Origin of the sequence: Pseudomonas sp. BN102, from assembly GCF_029871245.1 — a bacterium.
Classification (GTDB): Bacteria; Pseudomonadota; Gammaproteobacteria; order Pseudomonadales; family Pseudomonadaceae; genus Metapseudomonas.
Genome location: NZ_SSON01000067.1, coordinates 78,909 through 97,546, shown reverse-complemented (window position 1 = coordinate 97,546; position 18,638 = coordinate 78,909). Strand labels below are relative to the sequence as shown.

The following is an 18,638-nucleotide window of genomic DNA, read 5'->3' as shown; positions in this document are numbered from 1 at the left end:
GAATCACCCACCGATTCCGCTAGGCTCTGCAACCTCAATTGAAAGGAGTTACCCCACCATGGCCCGAGCCACTGCCCGCCACATCCTGGTTGCCACCGAAGCCAAGTGCAACGAACTCAAAGCCGCCATCGAAGCCGGCGCCGACTTCGCTGAAATCGCCAAACAACACTCCACCTGCCCCTCCAGCCGCGACGGCGGCAACCTCGGTTCCTTCGGCCGCGGCCAGATGGTCAAGGAATTCGACGCGGTCGTCTTCAGCGCCCCGCTGAACGTCGTGCAAGGCCCGGTGAAAACCCAGTTCGGCTACCACCTGCTGGAAGTCACCAGCCGCCAGGACTGATGGTCCCAAGGCGCCGCCGCCTGGCGGCGCCTGCTTCCTCCCCCGCTCTGCCCCGCCTCGCAAATCCCCCGTCCAACGTACAACGCCAGGTACTGGCCACTTGGCATTACCCCAACTAGTCTCGTACCCAGACATAGGGCTTTTCATACAACCCGCACGGACTCAGGCAGAAGGATTGCCATCGCCGACAGAGACGACTGAAATGCCGGAGTTCCCATGGGCAAATTCTGTTCTGCCAGTTTCGTGCTCTTGCTTGTTTTATGCGGAACTAAAGCAGCTTGCGCTGAACCAACATTCTCCTTCGAATCAGTCGAAACGCTCGATGACATGTCGTCACTGATCAGGTCGCAAGCCCCGCTTGGATCTTCTCGCGAAAATGTCCGGCGCATATTTGTAGAAGAAGGGAGCGCAACACTAAAGGTCAAGGAAGGCGATTCCAGTATCGAGAAATACATCTACGATATTGATTTATGCCATTACTACATTTGGCGCTGGAACATATCGGTCGATTTCGATGCCAGTGACCAATTGCTCCAAGCATACGTGAACGGAAACATTGTCTTCCCGAACGGCAACCCAAAGAAATTCGTGCCGAAGGTTGCGGAAGAAGGAGAAAAGGCATCGATATATCGGAAGCAACGCCCCAGGCCAGAAGCTTACAAGGGCGAGAACTCGCTGGGATTCCTGCTCTTTGATCGCGACAGCGATCCGAGTACCACCGATGATCAAGCACTCATTGGTGCCGGTCCTAGCCGAGCCGACCCAATGAACCTGGGCAAAATAGTTATTTATGAAGACGTAGAACCCTGGCGCTCTATTTTCGACTTCGACTCCGCCGACCGCATAGTGCCTTATCAAGGTAATTGCAACACAGCGATTTAGGATGGTTATCCCCATCGTGGAAGACCGCTCAACTTGGATGACTACAACAAATAGGGGACAGACCACGATTTCACCCATTCGGAAGAGTTAACCGTGGTCTGTCCCCTATTACCCTCGCTCAGCCATTGCGGAACAAGAAGCTGTATGCATTCAGCGCAGGCACCCCGCCCAAGTGCGCGTATAGCACCCTGGAACCTTCGGGGAACTCGCCCCGGCGGACCATTTCGATCATTGCATGCATGGATTTGCCCTCGTAGACCGGGTCCGTCAGCACACCCTCGAGGCGCCCGCAGAGTCGGATGGCTTCCAGCGTACCCTCGTTGGGCAGGCCGTATTCCGGGTAGGCGAAGCGGGTATCGAGAACCACGTCGTCTTCTGTGATCTCGCGGCCTAGTTCGACCAGTTCGGCAGTGTTGCGGGCGATGCGCAGAATCTGCGCCCTGGTCTTCTCTGGCGTGGCCGAGCCGTCGACGCCGATGACGCGCTGCGAGCGGCCGTCTGCGGCGAAGCCGACCACCATGCCGGCCTGAGTACTGCCGGTAACCGAGCAGACCACTATGTAGTCGAACTTGAAGCCCAGTTCCGCTTCCTGCTGCCGCACTTCCTCGGCAAAGCCGACGTACCCCAGGCCGCCGTAGGGATGTTCCGAACAACCCGCCGGAATCGGAAACGGTTTACCGCCTTGCTCGGCCACATCGGCCATGGCCTTCTCCCAGCTGGGCCGGATGCCGATGTCGAAGCCCGCCGCATCCAGCCGCACCTCAGCGCCCATGATGCGCGACATCTCGATGTTGCCAACCCGGTCGTACACAGCGTCCGAGTAGTTCACCCAGTTCTCCTGTACCAGCACGCACTTCATGCCCAAGTGAGCGGCGACGGCGGCTACCTGGCGGGTATGGTTCGACTGGATACCGCCGATGGAAACCAGGGTGTCGCATCCCTGGTCGATGGCTTCAGGGACCAGGTATTCGAGCTTGCGCGTCTTGTTCCCGCCGAAGGCCAGGCCACTGTTGCAGTCGTCACGCTTGGCATACAGCTCCACCTTGCTGCCCAGGTGAGCGCTGAGGCGTTTCAACGGCATTATGGGAGAAGGACCGAACGTCAGCGGATAGCGCTTAAAGCGACTCAGGTTCATGGCTGTTCTCCTCGTTATTGGGATATCCAAGCGCCAAAATCGAAATGGGAAGACTGTTGCCAACCTTTTTCAGGGTGCTTCGATAAGTTTAATGGTAAGTAAAATCCGAAAGAGGTGTGTTGCAGGCTTTTATAATTAGGCGAACTACTGTTATTTCCAATAGGAAAGGGGACAGATTTGAATGGCACTTACTTGGCCTTTTCTGGGATGACCGCTCCTCTGGATTTCTGCGCAACCTGCACCAGCCCAGATCCAGCGCCTGGACGAAAGATACCTGCTGAAAGTCGAGGCCATCTCACGCGTATGAGGATGGCGGCTCCGGTGGAGATGAACGCCGGAGCCGCCTCCCGCCCTGCCAGTGCATCGACCCGGCTGCGGCGGCGAGCCTTTAGCCGCCGAGGCTGACCACTCCACTTCCCCGCCCCACTCGCCCCGCATTACCCCGACCAAAGTGCAACGCCAGATACTGGCCACTCAGCATCAGCCCGATTATTCTCCCGACCACATGTAGGGCTTTGCATACAAAGCTCCCGCCATATGGATTCAGGTGAAAAAATGATTGCCATGGCCAACAGGGACGACTGGAACGACAACCGCTGGAACGATGCCCCGGAGCCCGTCCGTAAACGCATCCTGCGTCCCCGTTCCCGCCACTCCGCACTTCCTTCCTCCCTGCTAAATGTCGCCGGCGTCTTCTGCGTTATCAGCGCCACTCTTTACCTGCTGCTCCAGCACGGCCCGCTGGGTAAATGGCTAAACCAGAATCCCCAGCCCATCGCCCAAGCCCCCATCGAGTACGCCCCGCCGAATACATGGAGCGCTTGCGCAACGAGCGGGAAGAACGGACCAGCAACAGCAACTAGGCCCGCAATAGCTACGAGCAGGACGCACAGTGGGTAAGGAAATGGAGTGGCGGCGGCCAGTACCTGGCCGCATGGAAGGTGTTCAACAACCGCATCGACGGCGCCAGTGTTTGCGCCAACCACAAACGCGGCTCGATCGACTACCGCGAATGCCGTAAAGGGGCGAAGCAGTTCTTCAAAGAAAAGTGCGAGCCTGGGAATTGCGCTGGGAAAGTGATCGGGAGGCCTGGAGCAGGAAGATGGAGCAAAGGTATTGCAGTTCCGGGAATGGGTTTAGTCCGATGGGGTGAGTGACATGCGCGCAAGTCGGCAGATACTTTCCGAGTTTTCTATTAATGGCTGCTCTCGGCTGATTCTGTTGAAAAACGCCCTCCACATACTCTGCGTGCGAAAGTGGGCGGCTGACGTTGAAATCCGAGCTAATGCCGACACCGAACTGCTCCAGATTTCGTGTAGCAACGCCTCAATTGGACGTTTTCTCGGTTTTGTGCAAGCGAACCGAGACGGCACCGACCTTTTCAACAGAATCAGCCAATAGCGGTCGTTGGCTAACACTCCGGTTCAGCGGCGGCGGAGCGCCGTCCGCTGCACCGGTTGTTAGGCTCTGACAAGTGTCGATAGTCGCTATGTGGTCTTATTCCTGTCGGATCGGTGATGCTGGCTGGAGCCGATGCTTGCTCAGGACGTGTAGTCGAGCTTGAAGTTAAAGCCCTGTGCGTCATGAGCACCGCCCGCCGTACAGGTTCCTTTATTTGCCTCGCCGTTTCGGAACATCACCCGGCACTTGTCACAAAAGCGCCATTGCTCTTGGCCGCCCAGCGGCCCAGCGTGGTCGTGCGGCTATACGGGTCTAACGCTCCGCATCACCTGCTGCCTCGGGCCAGCGGCCCGAGGGAACCGCGAGCTCGCTTGCGGCGGTCAGGTGCATGCGGTTGTTAGGCGTATGACCTCGTCTCAGACCGGCTTGATGTTCTGGTTCATCCGGAAGAAGTTCATCGGGTCGTACTTTTTCTTGAGCTCCACCAGTCGGTTGTACGTCGCTCCGTAAGCGAACGCGACGCGGTCTGTCTCGTCTTGGGTAAGGAAGTTGATGTACGCGCCCGCGCTGGCGAACGGCTGCGACTTGGCGAAGAACTCGCGCGCCCAGGCAATGCAGCGCTCGTCCTCGGCGGCCGACTCCCAGCGGCCGTGCACGTTGATCACATAGTTTGCGTCTCGGCTCGAGTAGGCCATTGCCTCGGGCGCTACGCGGGCCGTCTGGCCGCCGATCGTGCCGACGAAGATCTCGCACTGGGGAGACGGGAGCTTACCGGCATATTCGATGATGGCGTCGATCGCGCCGTCGCTGAGCCGCGAGAAGTTGTGCGACTTCCAGTAGTTGCGCGCACCCTTCGTCAAGAGGGGATCGAAGGCCTGCTGCCAGTCGGTGTACGGCTGCACGCCGATGTGCTCGCCAAGCGCCGTGCCGAATCCGCGGAGCGGCTCGATGAGCTTTTGGCCCTGCGTGGGGTCGCCCGCATAGAACAGGGCAAGTGCGACCATCTCTTTACCGTGGACGTCCGCGGGCAGGAAGGGTAGCGGGGGCGCCTTCCGAGTAACTATCCAGACGTTGAGGTCATCCGGCATTGTCTCGGTGAAACGGGCGAACTGCGTGAGCACCGATTTCGCCTGGTCGAACGGAAAGACGATGAGCCCGCTCAGCACATCCGGCCCGACGGGATGAAGCTGAAACTCGAAGCGGGTAACGATGCCGAAGTTCCCACCGCCACCACGCAGTCCCCAGAAGAGGTCAGCGTTTTCCGTTTCGCTAGCGTGCACCTGACTGCCATCTGCCGTAACGACATCCGCGGAGAGCAGGTTGTCGATGGTCATGCCGTACTTCCGGCTCAGCCAGCCGAAGCCACCACCGAGGGTTAGGCCGGCCACGCCCGTGGTCGAGTTGATGCCCAGCGGCGTGGCGAGGCCATGCGCTTGTACGGCGGCGTCGAACTCACCGAGGGTGCAACCGGGCTCGACGGTTGCCCGGCGGGCGCTCGGGTCCACCTGGACGCCCTTCATCAGCGCGAGGTCGATCATGAGGCCGTCGTCGCAAACGGCATTGCCCGCGATGTTGTGCCCGCCTCCCCGGATTGAGACGAGCAGGTTTTGGTTGCGTGCGAGCTTGACGGCCTGGACGACATCTTCTGGCGACGTGCAGCGGGCGATCAGCGCTGGCCTACGGTCGATCGTGGCATTCCAGATTTGCCGCACCTCGTTGTAGCCCCCGTCGTCAGGGAGAAGTACATCCCCTCGGAAGTCCGCTTTGAACTCGTCGATCGTCGTCTTTTGTAGCTGCTTCATGCGTGTCTCCTTTACTACAGCCCAACTACTATTAGACGACTTTCCTGTCGCACAACTTCCGTGCCTATGTCGGACAACATTCCTCGCCGAGGTCTAGGTGGCTGTGGCTTTAGACACGCTTTCGGAAAAGACGACATCGAACAAGACTAGACCGGAAAGTACGGTTTGCCGAATGACGAGGCAGAGGTAACAAACACCGCAGGTCCGCTTCGGGTCGAAATCCGCCTTTCAACAAAAAGCTCAAGGCCACGAAATGGACTTCCTCGCTGACATCCTTTTCACCGTTCTGGCCCATCGCATCGGTGTGTTGATCCTCAAGGCGCTGACCGGCGGCCGCTTCAAGGGCGAACGCGGTTTTGCTTGGGGCTGGGCCGTGGCGCTAGGTAGCCTCATGCTGTTGGCGCCTTTCGCGGCCTTCATTGCCTGGAAGATTCACGCCAGTACGGGGTGATATAGCTAAGCCTAGATTCAATAGGCACTATGCAGCGCCTGCCTTTGGCCGGTTACTGCCTGACCTGATAGGTAGCTTCGGGTCGAAAGCAGCCCCCGCATCCCCGGGGCTGACTCCAAGAGTCAGCCCCGCCAAACATCCCCTCAATAATCTCTAATCTCCGACCCCACAAATATCCCCAGCCTCGGATCGTAGAACTGAATCACGACGCGCGGGCTGCGGTAGTAGGGGCGGTAGTAGTACGGCTGCGGGCCCACGATGATGCCGCCGTAGTACCTGGGGGTGACGATGAAGTGCGGGCGGTGGCCGTAGAAGTGGTCGTGACGGCGGAAGTGTCTGTGCTTGAAGCCGTGATGGTGGTGTTTGTTGAAGTGGCGGCCGCCGTGGTTGCCATTGTTCCAGGCGAGCAGGAGCGGGTCGCTGCTGCCGGTGGTGGGCATGGGTTGGCCGGCGAGGGCTTGGCCGCCTGCGGCGCAGGCGAGGAGGAGAATGAGTAGCTTGAGGATGCGCATGGCAGCCCTCCTGCATGGTCCCCCCAGCTTTACCCCCGCATTGTCATTATAGTTTTTGACCAGTTTCACCTGGGTTTCGAGGCTACCTTGTGTCGGCTGGCTGAGGTCACGGCGACGCACGGTGAAGGCCTTTTCCTACGGCGTTTTCTGTACTCCTTTCAAACCGTCCTACAGAGAAATTTCCCACACCTCTTTAGCCTTGAGGGCCTACAAGCGCCCTCGTTAGAGTCCGGCCCCGTCACGGTCAATCCCGTGACCGGGGGTCGAAACCCGGTGTGATTTCTACGAAGGCGCGGTAGCGCCATAGCCACAAAGCAAAGGCGCTTTTTTCTGCCTGTAACTTTCGTGCATCTATGGTGGGCCGTGCGGGGCAGGCCTCGGCCTGGCCGGGTTCCTTCGTAACCGGTATTTCGACCTCCGCACGGCCCGCCACCTTATGCCGAGTCGAAACGGGGGGTGGCGGCTCCTCTGGATACGAAGGGAGCAACGGACATGCGTTTCCCGCCTTTTACCCACGCGCGCCTTCGCGCCATCTTCAGCCTCGCCACTACCTCCACCCCGGAGGTACGCCATGCGTGACTTCAAAGCCTTCCCCTCCCCCGCCCAGCCCTACCACGATGTGATGTTCTTCAATGCGCAGGCCTGCCCCAGTCACCTGTTCGAAACCGCCCAGCAGCGCATGCATGCGGTGCTGGACCTGCTGCAGATGATCGAGCAGAGCGAGAACGCGGACTTCGCGCAGCGGGAGGCCGCGCGCCTGTCCTTCGTGATCAGCCTGTTGCTGGCCGATGCCCGCACGCTCTACGAGGCGGCCCACGACCGGGCGATGGAATCGCAAGGTCCGAGAGGCTTGGCATGAGGCGTACAGCGCGTTTTCCCAGGCTGTCGGACTTCCCCGAGCAGGTGCGGGAGGTGAATGCCAGTTCGCCGCCTGCGGCCTTTCGTGACCTGGGCAGGTTTCGGCTGGTGCAGGTGGAGCATCTGCTGGTGGATGCGTACCTGATGTTCGAATTGGCGGCGCAGGCCGTGCAGGACGATGAGGAGCTGCTGAAAGCACTGCAGCGGCCAGTCGGGAACTGCGTGCCGGCAACGGAGCATTGCCGCGCCCTGCCCTTGTGGCGCGGGGAAGCGCGAGGCCCGGCAAGACATGAGCATGGTGGTTGGGTTTGTTGGGCTTCGCAGGCTCAGCCCAACCTACGGGGCGGCTCTGCAGCCCTTTGCGAATGAGTTCGCGCCTACAGGAAGTGGGTTGGCCGGTGGCAGACAGAAAACAAGGGCTTCACGAATTATCGAGAAGCTCGTTGCCCTTTGTCCGTCCCGGCAAAATCGAGCCAACTCAAGATGCCTTTCCGGTAGCCCGTCGAATCCAGCATTTCCCCAGCGGCAACCCAGCCGTCATCGTGTTCCCGCTGCCACTGCTCACCCCAACTGTTCTTTATCCGCAGGGCGTCGTAACACTCGATTTCATCGTCGGCACACATGCGGCGATAGCCATAGATGACCACGGAGTGGCCATTCTCATCCCCCTTGAAGCAACTCTCGCCCTCTTCCTTGACGCAGACATTCTGAAGAAGCACAGGATTGTTCGCCCTGATGGACTTCTTTATGGCAGCCATGACCGACGCATAGTTTCGCTGCTTCTCGGCCCTTGGGTAGAAGTTGAAAACCATGGAGTCCTTGAACTCGAAATGGGCTCTGCCTTCGGTTTCACTGCAGGGTTCGGGGAAAATAGCTCGCTCCAGGAAGGCTCCGAACGAAGCCTCGCCAAGCGCTCGATACAGTTGCTCCGCGGTGGGCTGCGCGTTGCTCAACTGGCTGAATTCCAGAACCGGGCCGACATCGTCCAGGGGACAGTCGGCACAAGGCGGAACGATACCCCGGTAGGCCTCATAGAACTCTTTCAGGCGTTCGAGATTGTTCCGCTGCATGAGCAGTTGATCCTGGGTAAGCGTCTGGTCGGTAGCGACCATGTCTTTGTACAGGGTCTGCGAGGGGAAGCAGGCTTCGCTGGCAACCGTGCCGACGAGGACAGTCGAAATATGCAAGGCCAGCGCTCCTGAGCCGCCCTCATCGATTCTGCTGTAGGAAGACGGATAGTCCGGCTCGCCATCGGGCATGGAACCGAAGCGGGTCATATCGAGGGTCGATGCCAGTAGGCCCGTTGGCGCACTTGGGCAATCGATCCCGTGGGACCTGCATGCGTAGAAGTTGAAGATCATGGCCGCAGAATGCGCGAAGCAATTGCCGAAGCCTTGCTGGTTGGTGGTCCTGGGCATGTTTTCAATCTGCAGCTCACTGCCCTCCAGGACGTGGAAATCGTCTTCGAATACCAGGAACGGCCAAGGCGTAGCTTGTGCGAAGCCCGGCAGCAATGTGCCGACAGCGCAAGCCCAGAACGCATGGAGGAGCGCCTTCATCATTGCTGCTTCCTTTCCTGGGCTGACTGCCCGGTTCAGGTGCATGCGCTGGCACAGCACTAATGGCACAACGCGATTACCCAACACTTTAGATGCCCCTGAACCGGTTCCCCAGGCGGGGATTTCCCTCTCGTCGGGCAGCGGTTACCAATCGGCGGCCAAGGGGGTTGGCTGACCAACCGGAACCATTGGAAGGCTATCTGCACGGGCGCAGGGGATTCTCGTGAGGGTGCCCCTACGGGGCATTTCGCGAATGAATTCGCTCCTACAGGGGAGTGATTTCGTGAGGGGTGGAGGCCGGATTCAGATGGATTTCGTGGTCTGGGTCACCAGGGGGAACCTTCATCGCCGCATGTATATAAGTGGCAAATAGGCCACTAAATGGCTTATTTGTCATCTATCGATACCCGAAATTTTCGCGGTGCCTGGAAGGGGGTGAGGCCTTCCGGAAACCACCGATTTAGAGGCGATCCCACACATTTTGCAGGGCTGTTATAACCATCGGCGGCAGCGCCACTGGTCGGGGTTTTGATCGTTTTTTGAGCAAAATCCGCATGTTGCGATTATTATGGCCCGGCGATTCAGTCGTGCCCTGTCATTAACACCATCGATAGCGCGACTACCATTTTTGGAAAACCCGGAACGACTCCGCATGCACAAGTTCATGTGCAGGGGCTTTCTCGTTTCGAAAAAAGGCATATGGCAGATGTACGCCTGCAACCCAGGTGTCGCATCTTCCGAACAGGGCCTTTCGTTCGCGGTAAATGGCGAACATACAAACTCATAATTCCAATGCCGCTGTTGCATCAGTACAGCCGCTTAAATTGTTAGAAAGAGGTAAATCATGGAGCTTTTTCACCTTATCGCTTCCGTGCTTCAACAGCCCGTAACCATGGAGCTGACCCGGATGGGGGTTGTTTACGCCCACCTCATCGCTTGCTGCGTGGCCATCGGCCTGGTGCTGACCAGCGATATCGCCATGATCAAGCAACTGTTCCAGGGCACGGATTCGACCGCTGCCGACAAGGAACACCTGCACATGTTGAAGAAGACCGTGCTGCTTGCGCTGGCCGCACTCTGGGTGACCGGTATCGGCATCCTGGCGCTGGACTACTCGCAGAAGGGCGCGATGTACTTCCTCAACCCCAAGCTGCAGTCCAAGATCCTGGTCGTCGTACTCCTGACCATCAACGGGTGGGTGCTGCACAGCGTGGTAATGCCTGCGATGGACAAGGCCGGCAGCCTGCTCAAGCTTGATATCAATGCCCGCACCATCGCGCTGTTCTCGGGCGTCGTTTCCGGGGTGTCCTGGTTCTACGGTGCGATGCTGGGTATCGCCCGTCCGCTGAGCTGGAAGTACTCCCTGGGCGAAATCATGGTCGCCTACCCGGTGCTCATCTGCCTTGGTTTCGCCGCCATGACCCTGCTGGTCAAGTGGGCCGCTAACCGCGCTGAAGCCAAGGCTCCTGCCCGACTGAATCCCGCGCTCGCCTCCTGGTAAGCGTGGGCGGGCAAGGAAGCCCGACCTTATACAAGAGCCGCAGGGTGCCCATGGCACCCTGCGGCTTTTTCGTTTAAGCCCTGCCGATTCCCCATTGCCTTGAGTCCTTGCTGGATTGCCCCAGCCGGGACAACGCCCGCAGGACTCATTTCGCGGCCAGGGTCTGGACTTCATCCCAGCTACTGTCGGGGTCGAAGCGGGTCATGGCCAGGGCGATCTTTTCGCTGTCGGGGCCGAGGTCTTTCTGAAAGATCTGGCCTTCGTGGCTGATCATGAAGCTCATCACGCCGCTGTCGCCGTACCGGGCAGGCCAGGCGACGAGGGCGAAGCCCCGGCTCATCGCGTTACCCAGCATATAGTTGTAGGCGCCACCGGGCGCCGAGGGACCCTGGGCGGTGAGGATGCGGAAGTGGTAGCCGTGCCAGTCGTCGCCGCGCTTCTCGTCACCGAACAGCGGGCCCAGCGGGCTTTCTTCCAGGCCCTCCTCTTCCGGCCAATAGAGGCCGTCGAACTGCCCATCGCTGCTGATGAATTTCTGTGCGTACTCGAGCACGCCATCGCCGTTGCGGTCGACTTCGGCGTAGTCCATCTGTGCGTCGTGGTAGGCCTCGGCGGCCTGGATGGCGGCCAGTTCGTTGCGGCCGATGCGGCGCAGGCGGATTTCCTCGCCAGCAGCCTTGGCGTCGAAGCTCCAGCCATCCTTGCCCTGGACCAGGGGGATGGGCAGGGTCCAGGGGTCGTTGCCGACCACTATGTGCGCGTGCCCCTTGGGACCGGCCTGGATGCCGTGCTTGTCACGGTAATGGGAGAGGAAGGCGTCCACGTCCCCACGCTCGATGCCCTTGATGGGGATGAAGTCCTTCCAGTCGGCGCCCAGCAGGGCGGCCAGGCGACCTTCGTCGGCCTTTTCCGTGCCCAGGGCGGCGACGAAGGCTTCGGCGGCGGCCTCCGGAGTGGGAAAGGCCTGTTGCGCCCAGCACAGCGGGGTCAGCAGGGCCAGCAAGGCAAGGGCGAAGCTGCGGAAAAGCACTGTCATGTCGAGTTCCTCTCAACGACGGCGGCCGCCGCCGCCCCGTGACGGCGAGTGGGCGGGTCTTTGCACTTGTCGGCCAGCGGATGCCTTCTGGGGGCGCGCGGCGGATTGCCGACTGGCCTCGCCCCGGCTGGCGGACATTCGGGACTGTGACGGCTGGCGGGCGCCGGCGAAGGCGTTGTTGCGCGGCCCCTGCCGGGCAGCCGTTTGCTGCTGGCGGGCCTGCTGCCGCACTTGCTGGTTGTTCTGCGCGCGCGGGCGCTGCTGGGCGCTGGACTGGGCACGCTGGCGCTGCTGGGTGGTGGCTTGGGCACGCTGGCGTGCCTGGGGCTCATTGCGCAGATCGCGGGTGGCGGCCTGGGCCCTTTCGCGGGCTTGCTGGTTGCTGGCGGCCGGGGCCTGGATGCCGCGCTGCTGCAGGCTCTGACTGGCACGCTGGCGCTCGGCGGTGCGCTGGGCATCATAGCCACGCAGGGCCTGGCGCTGTTCGCCGCCGGACATGCGCAGGCCGTTCTGCTGGCGATTGCGATTGTCGCGGTAGGGCACGCCATCACGGTTGACCGGGTTGTGGACGAATTTGTTCTGGCTGCGGTCGATCTGCCGGTTGGTGTTGATGTTGTTGTACTTGTTGACGTCGATATCGACGTCGCCACCGCCCCAGTCGCAGTCGCCCCAGAGGGAGTTGACGATGCCCACGCCGACGCCGAAGGCCAGGCCCGCCGCCAGGCCAGTGGCGATGGGGTAGCCGTAGCTGGGCGGCGGCGGGTAGTAAGGCGGCGGATAGGACGGATAGGCCCAGGTGCCGTAGACCACCGTGGGGTTATAGCTCGGCACGTAGACCACTTGCGGGTTGGCGGGCTCGATGACGATGGTCTGGGTGCTGGCAGCCGGTTGCACCACGGTGGTGGTGGAAGTGGGCGGCGGCGCCTCCTGCACCGTGACCTTCTGCTGTTCGTTGGATTGCAGGTTGCCGGCGGCCTGGGCCTGGCGCCGCAGGCGCTGGACGGAGTCCATCACGTCGTTGGGCTGGGCGAGGAAGGCATCGCCGACGCGCTGCACCCATGCCGGGTCCTGGCCGAGGGTGGCGAGCACTTGGGGGAAGGCCACCAGGGATTGAACGCTGGGGTCCCAGGGCTGGTTGGCCACCTGCTTCACGGCAGCGTCGCCACTGACATCCGGGTGCGCCTTGGACCAGGCCACGGCGTCGGCCACGTTGCCGGGATAGGTGGCGGCCATCAGCACCTGGGCCAGGAGGGAGTCCGGGTAGAGGGCCAGCGGCGCCATCATCTGGTCGAGCTCTTCGGGCTTGAACACGGCCTGGGTCGCCGGGGGCTGGGCGGTGGGCGCCGGAGCGGCTTCGGGCGCGGCGGAGACACCGGCGCTGGGGCCAGTGTCGTCTTCGGCTGCGGAGATGCCGGCATCCGTGGCGGCCATGGACGGGGTGCCGCTACAGGCCAGCAAAGCAAGCAAAAAGGCACTGAAACGGTTGCGGATGGGCATGGTGCTTCTCCCGCAGAAAGGTGGTTGTCCTGAACCAGGCAAAGGCGCGCGCCCTACCGCTGCCGTCTGAAAACGATAGCCCAGGGATGGGGAGTGAGCTGGCGTCATTTGCAGCTCGGGGCGGGCAACGCGATATCCGGCAATCCGCAGATGGGTAGCGTTGCGCTCGCGGAACGCCGCCCGCGCCGTCCTGCACAGGCCCATCCGCGCCCCTGCCTGACAGAAATGTAATCACCCGTCGGCGCCGGATATGAGAGTTTTGCACTCGAACCGCGCAGCGAGAGTGCTGCGCGGTGCCTCTTTCGACTGACTGGATTGAAACGGCATGCAGTGCAAAACCTCGCGGCGGACCTTCGTCAAAGGCCTGGCCGCTGGCGGCATACTTGGTGGCCTGGGGCTGTGGAAGACGCCCGTCTGGGCGGTGACCAGCCCGGGCGCGCCTGCGGTGCTCAGCGGCACCGAATTCGACCTGTTCATTGGCGAGACGCCGGTGAACCTCACCGGCAAGGCGCGACTCGCCAAGACTATCAACGGCACCCTGCCCGGCCCGCTGCTGCGCTGGCGCGAGGGCGACACCGTGACCCTGCGGGTGCGCAACCGCCTGGACGAGGAGACCTCCATCCACTGGCACGGCATCATCCTGCCGGCCAACATGGACGGCGTGCCGGGCTTCAGCTTCGCCGGCATCGCCCCGGATGGCATGTACGAGTACCGCTTCCAGGTTAAGCAGCACGGCACCTACTGGTACCACAGCCATTCCGGCTTCCAGGAACAGGTGGGCGTGTACGGCCCCCTGGTGATCGACCCGAAGGAGCCGGAACCCTTCCAGTACGACCGCGACTACGTGGTGATGCTGAGCGACTGGACCGACGAAGACCCGGCCCGCGTCATGGCCAAGCTGAAGAAGCAGTCCGACTACTACAACCAGCACAGGCGCACCGTCGGCGACTTCATCGATGACGTCAGCGAGCAGGGCTGGGCCGCTGCCATGGCCGACCGCAAGATGTGGGCGGAGATGAAGATGAGCCCTACCGATCTCGCGGACGTGAGCGGCGCCACCTACACCTACCTGCTCAACGGCCAGGCGCCGAACGGCAACTGGACGGGGCTGTTTCAGCCGGGAGAGAAGATCCGCCTGCGCTTTATCAACGGCTCGGCCATGAGCTACTTCGACGTGCGCATCCCCGGCCTGAAGATGACGGTGGTGGCCGCCGACGGCCAGCCGGTGGAGCCGGTGAGCGTGGACGAATTCCGCATCGCCGTAGCCGAAACCTATGACGTGCTGGTGGAGCCCGCAGGCGGAGAGGCCTACACGATTTTCGCCCAGTCCATGGACCGCTCCGGCTACGCCCGCGGCACCCTGGCCGTGCGCGAGGGGCTGAGCGCGCCAGTGCCGGAGCCTGACCCGCGCCCGCTGATCGACATGGCCGACATGGGCATGGACCACGGCGGCATGGGCCATGGCGAGATGGCGGGGATGGATCACTCGGGCATGGCCGGCATGGACCATTCCGGCATGTCAGGCATGGACCATTCCAAGATGGCCGGTATGGACCACTCCGGCATGGCCGGCATGGGCAGCCAGATGCAGGCCCATCCCGCCTCGGAAACCGACAACCCGCTGGTGGACATGCAGACCATGACGCCGGTACCCAAGCTGGCCGACCCCGGCATCGGCCTGCGTGATAACGGCCGCCGGGTGCTGACCTACGCCGACCTGCGCAGCACCTTCCCCGACCCGGACGGCCGCGAGCCGAGCCGCACCATCGAACTGCACCTCACGGGGCACATGGAGCGCTTCTCCTGGTCCTTCAACGGCATTCCCTTTGCCGACGCAGAACCGCTGGTTCTGAAGTACGGCGAGCGCCTGCGCGTCACCCTGGTCAACGACACCATGATGACCCACCCCATCCACCTCCACGGTATGTGGAGCGACCTGGAGGACGAGGCGGGCAACTTCCTGGTGCGCAAGCACACCGTCGATATTCCGCCCGGCTCGAAACGCAGCTACCGCGTCACGGCCGACGCCCTGGGCCGCTGGGCCTACCACTGCCACCTGCTCTTCCACATGGAAATGGGCATGTTCCGCGAAGTCCGTGTGGACGAATGAAGGAGAGACCAATGAACAAAGCCATGCAGACCCTTACCGCCGCCGCCCTGGCCTTCGCCCTGCTGGCACCCGCCGCCTGGGCCGGTGACAAGCAGAAGACAAATGCCGCCGACGCGCAGTCGATGAACCATGACCAGATGAGCCATGGACAGATGAACCACGGGCAGATGGACCACAGCCAGATGCAGAACATGGATCACAGCAAGATGCAGGGCATGGACCACAGCAAGATGGACCATGGCGCCATGCAACAGGGCCACGACGGCAAGCCCAAGACGGATCGCAAAGATGACCAGTAGTCTCAAGCGCCCTGCCCTGCTCGCCCTGGCCGTGGCCCTTGCCGCGGCCGGTAGCGCGAGGGCGGCCGAAACCATGGATCACGGTTCAATGGACCATAGCCAGATGAACCACGGCCAGATGGATCACGGCTCCATGGAGCACAGCCAGATGAACCACGGCCAGATGGATCACGGCGAGAAGGACCAGGCACAGCCGTCCGGCTATGGCAGCCGCACACCCATCCCCGTGCCTACCGAGGCCGACCGCGCCGCCGCCTTCCCGCAGCAGCCTCCCCACCACATGCACACCGGCAGCATCAACAGCCTCTTCCTGATGGATAAGCTGGAATACCAGGACGCCGACGACGCCAGCGTGCTGAGTTGGGATGCTTCGGGCTGGATAGGCCGCGACATCAACCGATTCTGGTTCCGCACGGAAGGCGAACGTGCCAACGGCAAGACCGAGGAAGCCGAAGTGCAGGCGCTCTACGGTCGCGCCGTCAGCCCCTGGTGGGAGCTGGTGGCCGGTGTCCGCCAGGACTTCAAGCCCGGCTCGCCACAGACCTGGGCGGCCTTCGGCGTGCAAGGCATGCCCCTGTACGGCCTGGAAACCGAGGCCACGGCCTTTTTCGGCGAGAACGGCCAGAGCGCCCTGCGGCTGGAAGGCGACTACGACATCCTGCTGAGCAACCGGCTGATCCTGCAGCCCACGGCGGAGGTGAACCTCTACGGCCGCAACGACCACGAACGCGGCGTGGGTTCAGGGCTGGGCAACACCGAGGTGGGCCTGCGCCTGCGCTACGAGATCGTCCGCGAGTTCGCGCCCTACATCGGCGTGACCTGGAATCGCAATTACGGCAACACCGCCGACTTCGCCCGCGAGGAAGGTGATGACAACGACGAGGCGCGCTTCGTCGCCGGTATCCGCTTCTGGTTCTGAGACCCCTTCAATGAAAAGAACAATAAAGACCCTGGCCCTCGCCGGCCTGGTGACCGCCGCCGGCGTGGGCGGCGTGGTCTACAGCGGCGTGGTGAACGTCGCCGCCGACGACCCGCACTATTCCCTGGTGCACGCCTTCCTCACCGCCGCGCGGGACCGCTCCATCGAAGTACGGGCGCGCGATATCCAGGTGCCGCCGCTGGATGACCCGGCGCTGGTCCGCGCCGGCGCTGGCAATTACGACTCCATGTGCGTGGGCTGCCACCTCGCCCCCGATGTGGACGCCAGCGAGCTCAGCCAGGCGCTCTACCCCGCCCCGCCGAACCTCGCCCGCCAGGGTGCGGACGGCGACCCGGCGGCGGCCTTCTGGGTGATCAAGCACGGCATCAAGGCCACCGGCATGCCGGCCTGGGGCAAGAGCATGGGTGATGAGCACATCTGGGGCATGGTGGCCTTCCTGCAGCGGTTACCGGCAATGAATGCGTCCGAGTATCGCCAATTGGTGGCCGGCAGCGCCGGGCACCAGCATGGCGGCGGGGAAGGTGCCGTGCATGGGCATGAGGGGGATGTGGTGGAGGAGGAAGGGCATGCGCATTAAGGGTTGGGGCGGTGCCAGGCAACCCGCGTTGCGGGTGGACTCGATCTCGTAGGTTGGCGCAGAGCGAAGCGAAGCCCAACAGCCCGGGCTCCGACGTCTGGACCGTTGGGCTTCGCAGAGCTCAGCCCAACCTACGGAGAGATGACGCGCGCCTGGGGCTTTCGCGCCAGCCGGGCCCGGTGGAGACCGCGAAGCGATTTCCACCAAGGGCCGCACGGCCCCTCATCCCCGTCCCTCTACCCTACTTCGCCACTCCGATATCCCCGCTCGCCCAGCGCGATTCGCTGCTTTCCAGCGCGCCGGCGATGGTGCTGAGGTTGCTGTCCGGCAGGGTTTCCGGCAGCGGATCGACGCCGGCGCTGACGAAGAGCTGGGCGTAGGCGTTGCGCAGTTCGGCGTAGGAGAGGTCGCGCTCGAGCTGGGCATTGAGGGTGTTGAGTTCGCCCTGGATCAGGTCCAGTTCGCCGATGCTCTGGGTCTTGTAGCGGTTGCGCAGTTGCTCGGCGATCTGGCCATCCAGGTCGGCCAGTTGCTGGTTGGTCTGGAATTGGCGCTGGGCTTCGTGGAAGTTGGCGTTGGCCACGTAGAGCTGCGCCAGCACGGCCATGGACATGGCCTGGCGGCGGGCAGCAGCGACGGACTCGCCGGCCTTGGCGACGTCGATGGCGGCCGGTGCGGAAATGGCGTTGAACAGGTTCCAGGTGACTTTCACGCCGTAGTCGGCCCAGCTCTGGTTCACCAGGAAGGAGTTGCTGTCGTAGTGGCCGCCAGCGGAGAACTCCAGGCCCGGCAGCAAGCGCAGCATGGCCTTGCGGGTTTCCGCGGCGCTGATGCGTGCCTGATAGTCTTGCTCGCGCAGTTCGGGACGGCTGGCCAGGGCTTCTTCTTCCAGGCGGCCGATGTCCACCTTGAGTTCCGGCACCTGGTAGTCGGGGCTGGCAGCCAGGCTGAAGTCGGTGTTTAACGGCAGGTTGATCAGCGCGGCCAGTTCGGTCTTGGCCAGGGACAGCGCGCGGCGCTGCTCTTCCAGCTGGCGGGTGGCATCGATCAGGGCGCGCTGGTAGCTGAGCGCCTGCACCGGGTCGCCGATGCGTTCCCGGCTCATGCGCTGGCTGCTGTCGCGGGCTTCATCGACGCGCGCCATCAGGCCGTCGATCTGCTTCAGCAGGCGGTCGGCGGCCACGGCGCGCCAGTAGGCCGAGCGCACATCCTGGATGATGGTGTGGACCACCTTGCGGCGGCGCTCCTGGACGATCAGACGCTGGTCGGCCTGCTGCTTGGCGCTGACATAGCTGACACCGAAGTCCAGCACGTTCCAGACCATGGTCAGGTCGGCCACGCCACGGTCGCGGTCCTGGGAAGTCGAGGGCTCCAGGGACTGGGTGTTGGTCAGTACGCTCCGGCTGCTGGCGGCGCTGACGTTGCTGCGCCCGGCGTAGCCCGCTTCCATGGCCATGCGCGGCAGCATGTCGAAGCTGGCGAGGTCCACCTGCCGCTTGGCCAGGGCCTCTTCCATCACCTTCAGGCGCGCCTCGAGGTTGTACTTGACCGCACGGGCCATGGCCTCATGCAGGGTAAGGGGCCCGCTCACGGGCTCCTGGTCCTTGAACATCGTCTGCAGGTCCTGGCGCGCACGCTGCTCGCTGACGCTGCGGTCGATGGGCTGGCTGGTTACCGCGCAACCGCTGATGGCCAGCGCCAGCACGCTGACACTGAAGAATTTCCCTGTTCTGCTCAT

16 protein-coding genes and 1 pseudogene are annotated in these 18,638 nt (G+C 62.4%); 10 read left to right on the top strand and 7 right to left on the bottom strand.

The features are described 5' to 3' along the window. Window positions 1–58: 58 nt before the first annotated feature. Complete coding sequence (locus tag E8F12_RS14980; protein ID WP_280286870.1) at window positions 59–340, top strand: peptidylprolyl isomerase; 282 nt, start codon at window positions 59–61, stop codon at window positions 338–340. 216 nt (window positions 341–556) lie between these two features. Continuing rightward, window positions 557–1,222: a hypothetical protein gene (locus E8F12_RS14975; RefSeq protein WP_280326040.1), complete on the top strand. Its 666-nt coding sequence runs from the start codon at window positions 557–559 to the stop codon at window positions 1,220–1,222. Window positions 1,223–1,340: 118 nt separating this feature from the next. On the opposite strand, the gene E8F12_RS14970 is transcribed toward E8F12_RS14975, so the two are convergent. Together E8F12_RS14970 and E8F12_RS14965 are read right to left on the bottom strand one after the other, a co-directional pair. Then, window positions 1,341–2,357: a 1-aminocyclopropane-1-carboxylate deaminase gene (locus E8F12_RS14970; protein WP_280326039.1), complete on the bottom strand. Its 1,017-nt coding sequence runs from the start codon at window positions 2,355–2,357 to the stop codon at window positions 1,341–1,343. Window positions 2,358–4,174: 1,817 nt separating this feature from the next. Continuing rightward, complete coding sequence (locus E8F12_RS14965) at window positions 4,175–5,560, bottom strand: FAD-binding oxidoreductase (protein WP_280326038.1); 1,386 nt, start codon at window positions 5,558–5,560, stop codon at window positions 4,175–4,177. Window positions 5,561–5,813: 253 nt separating this feature from the next. Here E8F12_RS14965 and E8F12_RS14960 point away from each other — a divergent pair, with 253 nt between their 5' ends. Further along, a complete protein-coding gene (locus tag E8F12_RS14960) occupies window positions 5,814–6,011 on the top strand; it encodes a hypothetical protein (RefSeq protein WP_280326037.1) in 198 nt (65 codons plus the stop codon). A gap of 143 nt (window positions 6,012–6,154) precedes the next feature. On the opposite strand, the gene E8F12_RS14955 is transcribed toward E8F12_RS14960, so the two are convergent. Next, on the bottom strand, window positions 6,155–6,523 hold the full coding sequence (locus E8F12_RS14955; RefSeq protein WP_280326036.1) for a hypothetical protein: 369 nt from the start codon (window positions 6,521–6,523) through the stop codon (window positions 6,155–6,157). 571 nt (window positions 6,524–7,094) lie between these two features. On the opposite strand from E8F12_RS14955, the gene E8F12_RS14950 reads away from it, so the two are divergent. Beyond that, window positions 7,095–7,382: a hypothetical protein gene (locus tag E8F12_RS14950; RefSeq protein WP_280326035.1), complete on the top strand. Its 288-nt coding sequence runs from the start codon at window positions 7,095–7,097 to the stop codon at window positions 7,380–7,382. Beyond that, a complete protein-coding gene (locus tag E8F12_RS14945; RefSeq protein ID WP_280326034.1) occupies window positions 7,379–7,750 on the top strand; it encodes a hypothetical protein in 372 nt (123 codons plus the stop codon). The genes E8F12_RS14950 and E8F12_RS14945 overlap by 4 nt, the downstream gene beginning before the upstream one ends. A 59-nt stretch (window positions 7,751–7,809) precedes the next feature. Here E8F12_RS14945 and E8F12_RS14940 read toward each other — a convergent pair whose 3' ends face one another. Further along, complete coding sequence (locus E8F12_RS14940; RefSeq protein ID WP_280326033.1) at window positions 7,810–8,943, bottom strand: hypothetical protein; 1,134 nt, start codon at window positions 8,941–8,943, stop codon at window positions 7,810–7,812. 841 nt (window positions 8,944–9,784) lie between these two features. On the opposite strand from E8F12_RS14940, the gene E8F12_RS14935 reads away from it, so the two are divergent. Beyond that, the gene (locus tag E8F12_RS14935; protein ID WP_280326032.1) at window positions 9,785–10,441 is read left to right on the top strand and encodes a hypothetical protein; all 657 of its coding nucleotides are present in this window, start codon (window positions 9,785–9,787) and stop codon (window positions 10,439–10,441) included. A 145-nt stretch (window positions 10,442–10,586) separates the two neighbouring features. Here E8F12_RS14935 and E8F12_RS14930 read toward each other — a convergent pair whose 3' ends face one another. Together E8F12_RS14930 and E8F12_RS14925 are read right to left on the bottom strand one after the other, a co-directional pair. Next, a complete protein-coding gene (locus tag E8F12_RS14930; RefSeq protein ID WP_280326031.1) occupies window positions 10,587–11,477 on the bottom strand; it encodes a DUF2950 domain-containing protein in 891 nt (296 codons plus the stop codon). A gap of 12 nt (window positions 11,478–11,489) precedes the next feature. Continuing rightward, window positions 11,490–12,974 carry a DUF3300 domain-containing protein gene (locus E8F12_RS14925; RefSeq protein ID WP_280326030.1) on the bottom strand — a complete coding sequence of 495 codons (1,485 nt, stop codon included), beginning with the start codon at window positions 12,972–12,974 and terminating at the stop codon, window positions 11,490–11,492. Between the two features lie 325 nt (window positions 12,975–13,299). Here E8F12_RS14925 and E8F12_RS14920 point away from each other — a divergent pair, with 325 nt between their 5' ends. The 4 genes and pseudogenes from E8F12_RS14920 to E8F12_RS14905 form a co-directional block, all read left to right on the top strand. Beyond that, window positions 13,300–15,084, top strand: coding sequence for a copper resistance system multicopper oxidase (locus E8F12_RS14920; RefSeq protein WP_280326029.1), 1,785 nt, complete (start codon window positions 13,300–13,302; stop codon window positions 15,082–15,084). Window positions 15,085–15,095: 11 nt separating this feature from the next. Beyond that, window positions 15,096–15,383 carry a hypothetical protein gene (locus E8F12_RS14915; protein ID WP_280326028.1) on the top strand — a complete coding sequence of 96 codons (288 nt, stop codon included), beginning with the start codon at window positions 15,096–15,098 and terminating at the stop codon, window positions 15,381–15,383. After that, complete coding sequence (locus E8F12_RS14910) at window positions 15,373–16,302, top strand: copper resistance protein B (RefSeq protein ID WP_280326027.1); 930 nt, start codon at window positions 15,373–15,375, stop codon at window positions 16,300–16,302. The genes E8F12_RS14915 and E8F12_RS14910 overlap by 11 nt, the downstream gene beginning before the upstream one ends. Before the next feature lie 10 nt (window positions 16,303–16,312). Continuing rightward, a pseudogene (locus tag E8F12_RS14905) lies at window positions 16,313–16,867 on the top strand (cytochrome c); the annotation flags it as partial. Between the two features lie 274 nt (window positions 16,868–17,141). Here the strand turns inward: E8F12_RS14905 and E8F12_RS14900 are convergent. After that, on the bottom strand, window positions 17,142–18,638 hold the full coding sequence (locus E8F12_RS14900) for a TolC family protein (RefSeq protein ID WP_280326026.1): 1,497 nt from the start codon (window positions 18,636–18,638) through the stop codon (window positions 17,142–17,144).

Coding starts and splice junctions, on each gene's coding strand:
- E8F12_RS14950 (WP_280326035.1), top strand. CDS start 7,095: ATGCGTGACTTCAAAGCCTTCCCCTCCCCCGCCCAGCCCTACCACGAT.
- E8F12_RS14970 (WP_280326039.1), bottom strand. CDS start 2,357: ATGAACCTGAGTCGCTTTAAGCGCTATCCGCTGACGTTCGGTCCTTCT.
- E8F12_RS14975 (WP_280326040.1), top strand. CDS start 557: ATGGGCAAATTCTGTTCTGCCAGTTTCGTGCTCTTGCTTGTTTTATGC.
- E8F12_RS14900 (WP_280326026.1), bottom strand. CDS start 18,638: ATGAGCAGAACAGGGAAATTCTTCAGTGTCAGCGTGCTGGCGCTGGCC.
- E8F12_RS14965 (WP_280326038.1), bottom strand. CDS start 5,560: ATGAAGCAGCTACAAAAGACGACGATCGACGAGTTCAAAGCGGACTTC.
- E8F12_RS14930 (WP_280326031.1), bottom strand. CDS start 11,477: ATGACAGTGCTTTTCCGCAGCTTCGCCCTTGCCTTGCTGGCCCTGCTG.
- E8F12_RS14920 (WP_280326029.1), top strand. CDS start 13,300: ATGCAGTGCAAAACCTCGCGGCGGACCTTCGTCAAAGGCCTGGCCGCT.
- E8F12_RS14945 (WP_280326034.1), top strand. CDS start 7,379: ATGAGGCGTACAGCGCGTTTTCCCAGGCTGTCGGACTTCCCCGAGCAG.
- E8F12_RS14940 (WP_280326033.1), bottom strand. CDS start 8,943: ATGATGAAGGCGCTCCTCCATGCGTTCTGGGCTTGCGCTGTCGGCACA.
- E8F12_RS14915 (WP_280326028.1), top strand. CDS start 15,096: ATGAACAAAGCCATGCAGACCCTTACCGCCGCCGCCCTGGCCTTCGCC.
- E8F12_RS14935 (WP_280326032.1), top strand. CDS start 9,785: ATGGAGCTTTTTCACCTTATCGCTTCCGTGCTTCAACAGCCCGTAACC.
- E8F12_RS14910 (WP_280326027.1), top strand. CDS start 15,373: ATGACCAGTAGTCTCAAGCGCCCTGCCCTGCTCGCCCTGGCCGTGGCC.
- E8F12_RS14960 (WP_280326037.1), top strand. CDS start 5,814: ATGGACTTCCTCGCTGACATCCTTTTCACCGTTCTGGCCCATCGCATC.
- E8F12_RS14925 (WP_280326030.1), bottom strand. CDS start 12,974: ATGCCCATCCGCAACCGTTTCAGTGCCTTTTTGCTTGCTTTGCTGGCC.
- E8F12_RS14980 (WP_280286870.1), top strand. CDS start 59: ATGGCCCGAGCCACTGCCCGCCACATCCTGGTTGCCACCGAAGCCAAG.
- E8F12_RS14955 (WP_280326036.1), bottom strand. CDS start 6,523: ATGCGCATCCTCAAGCTACTCATTCTCCTCCTCGCCTGCGCCGCAGGC.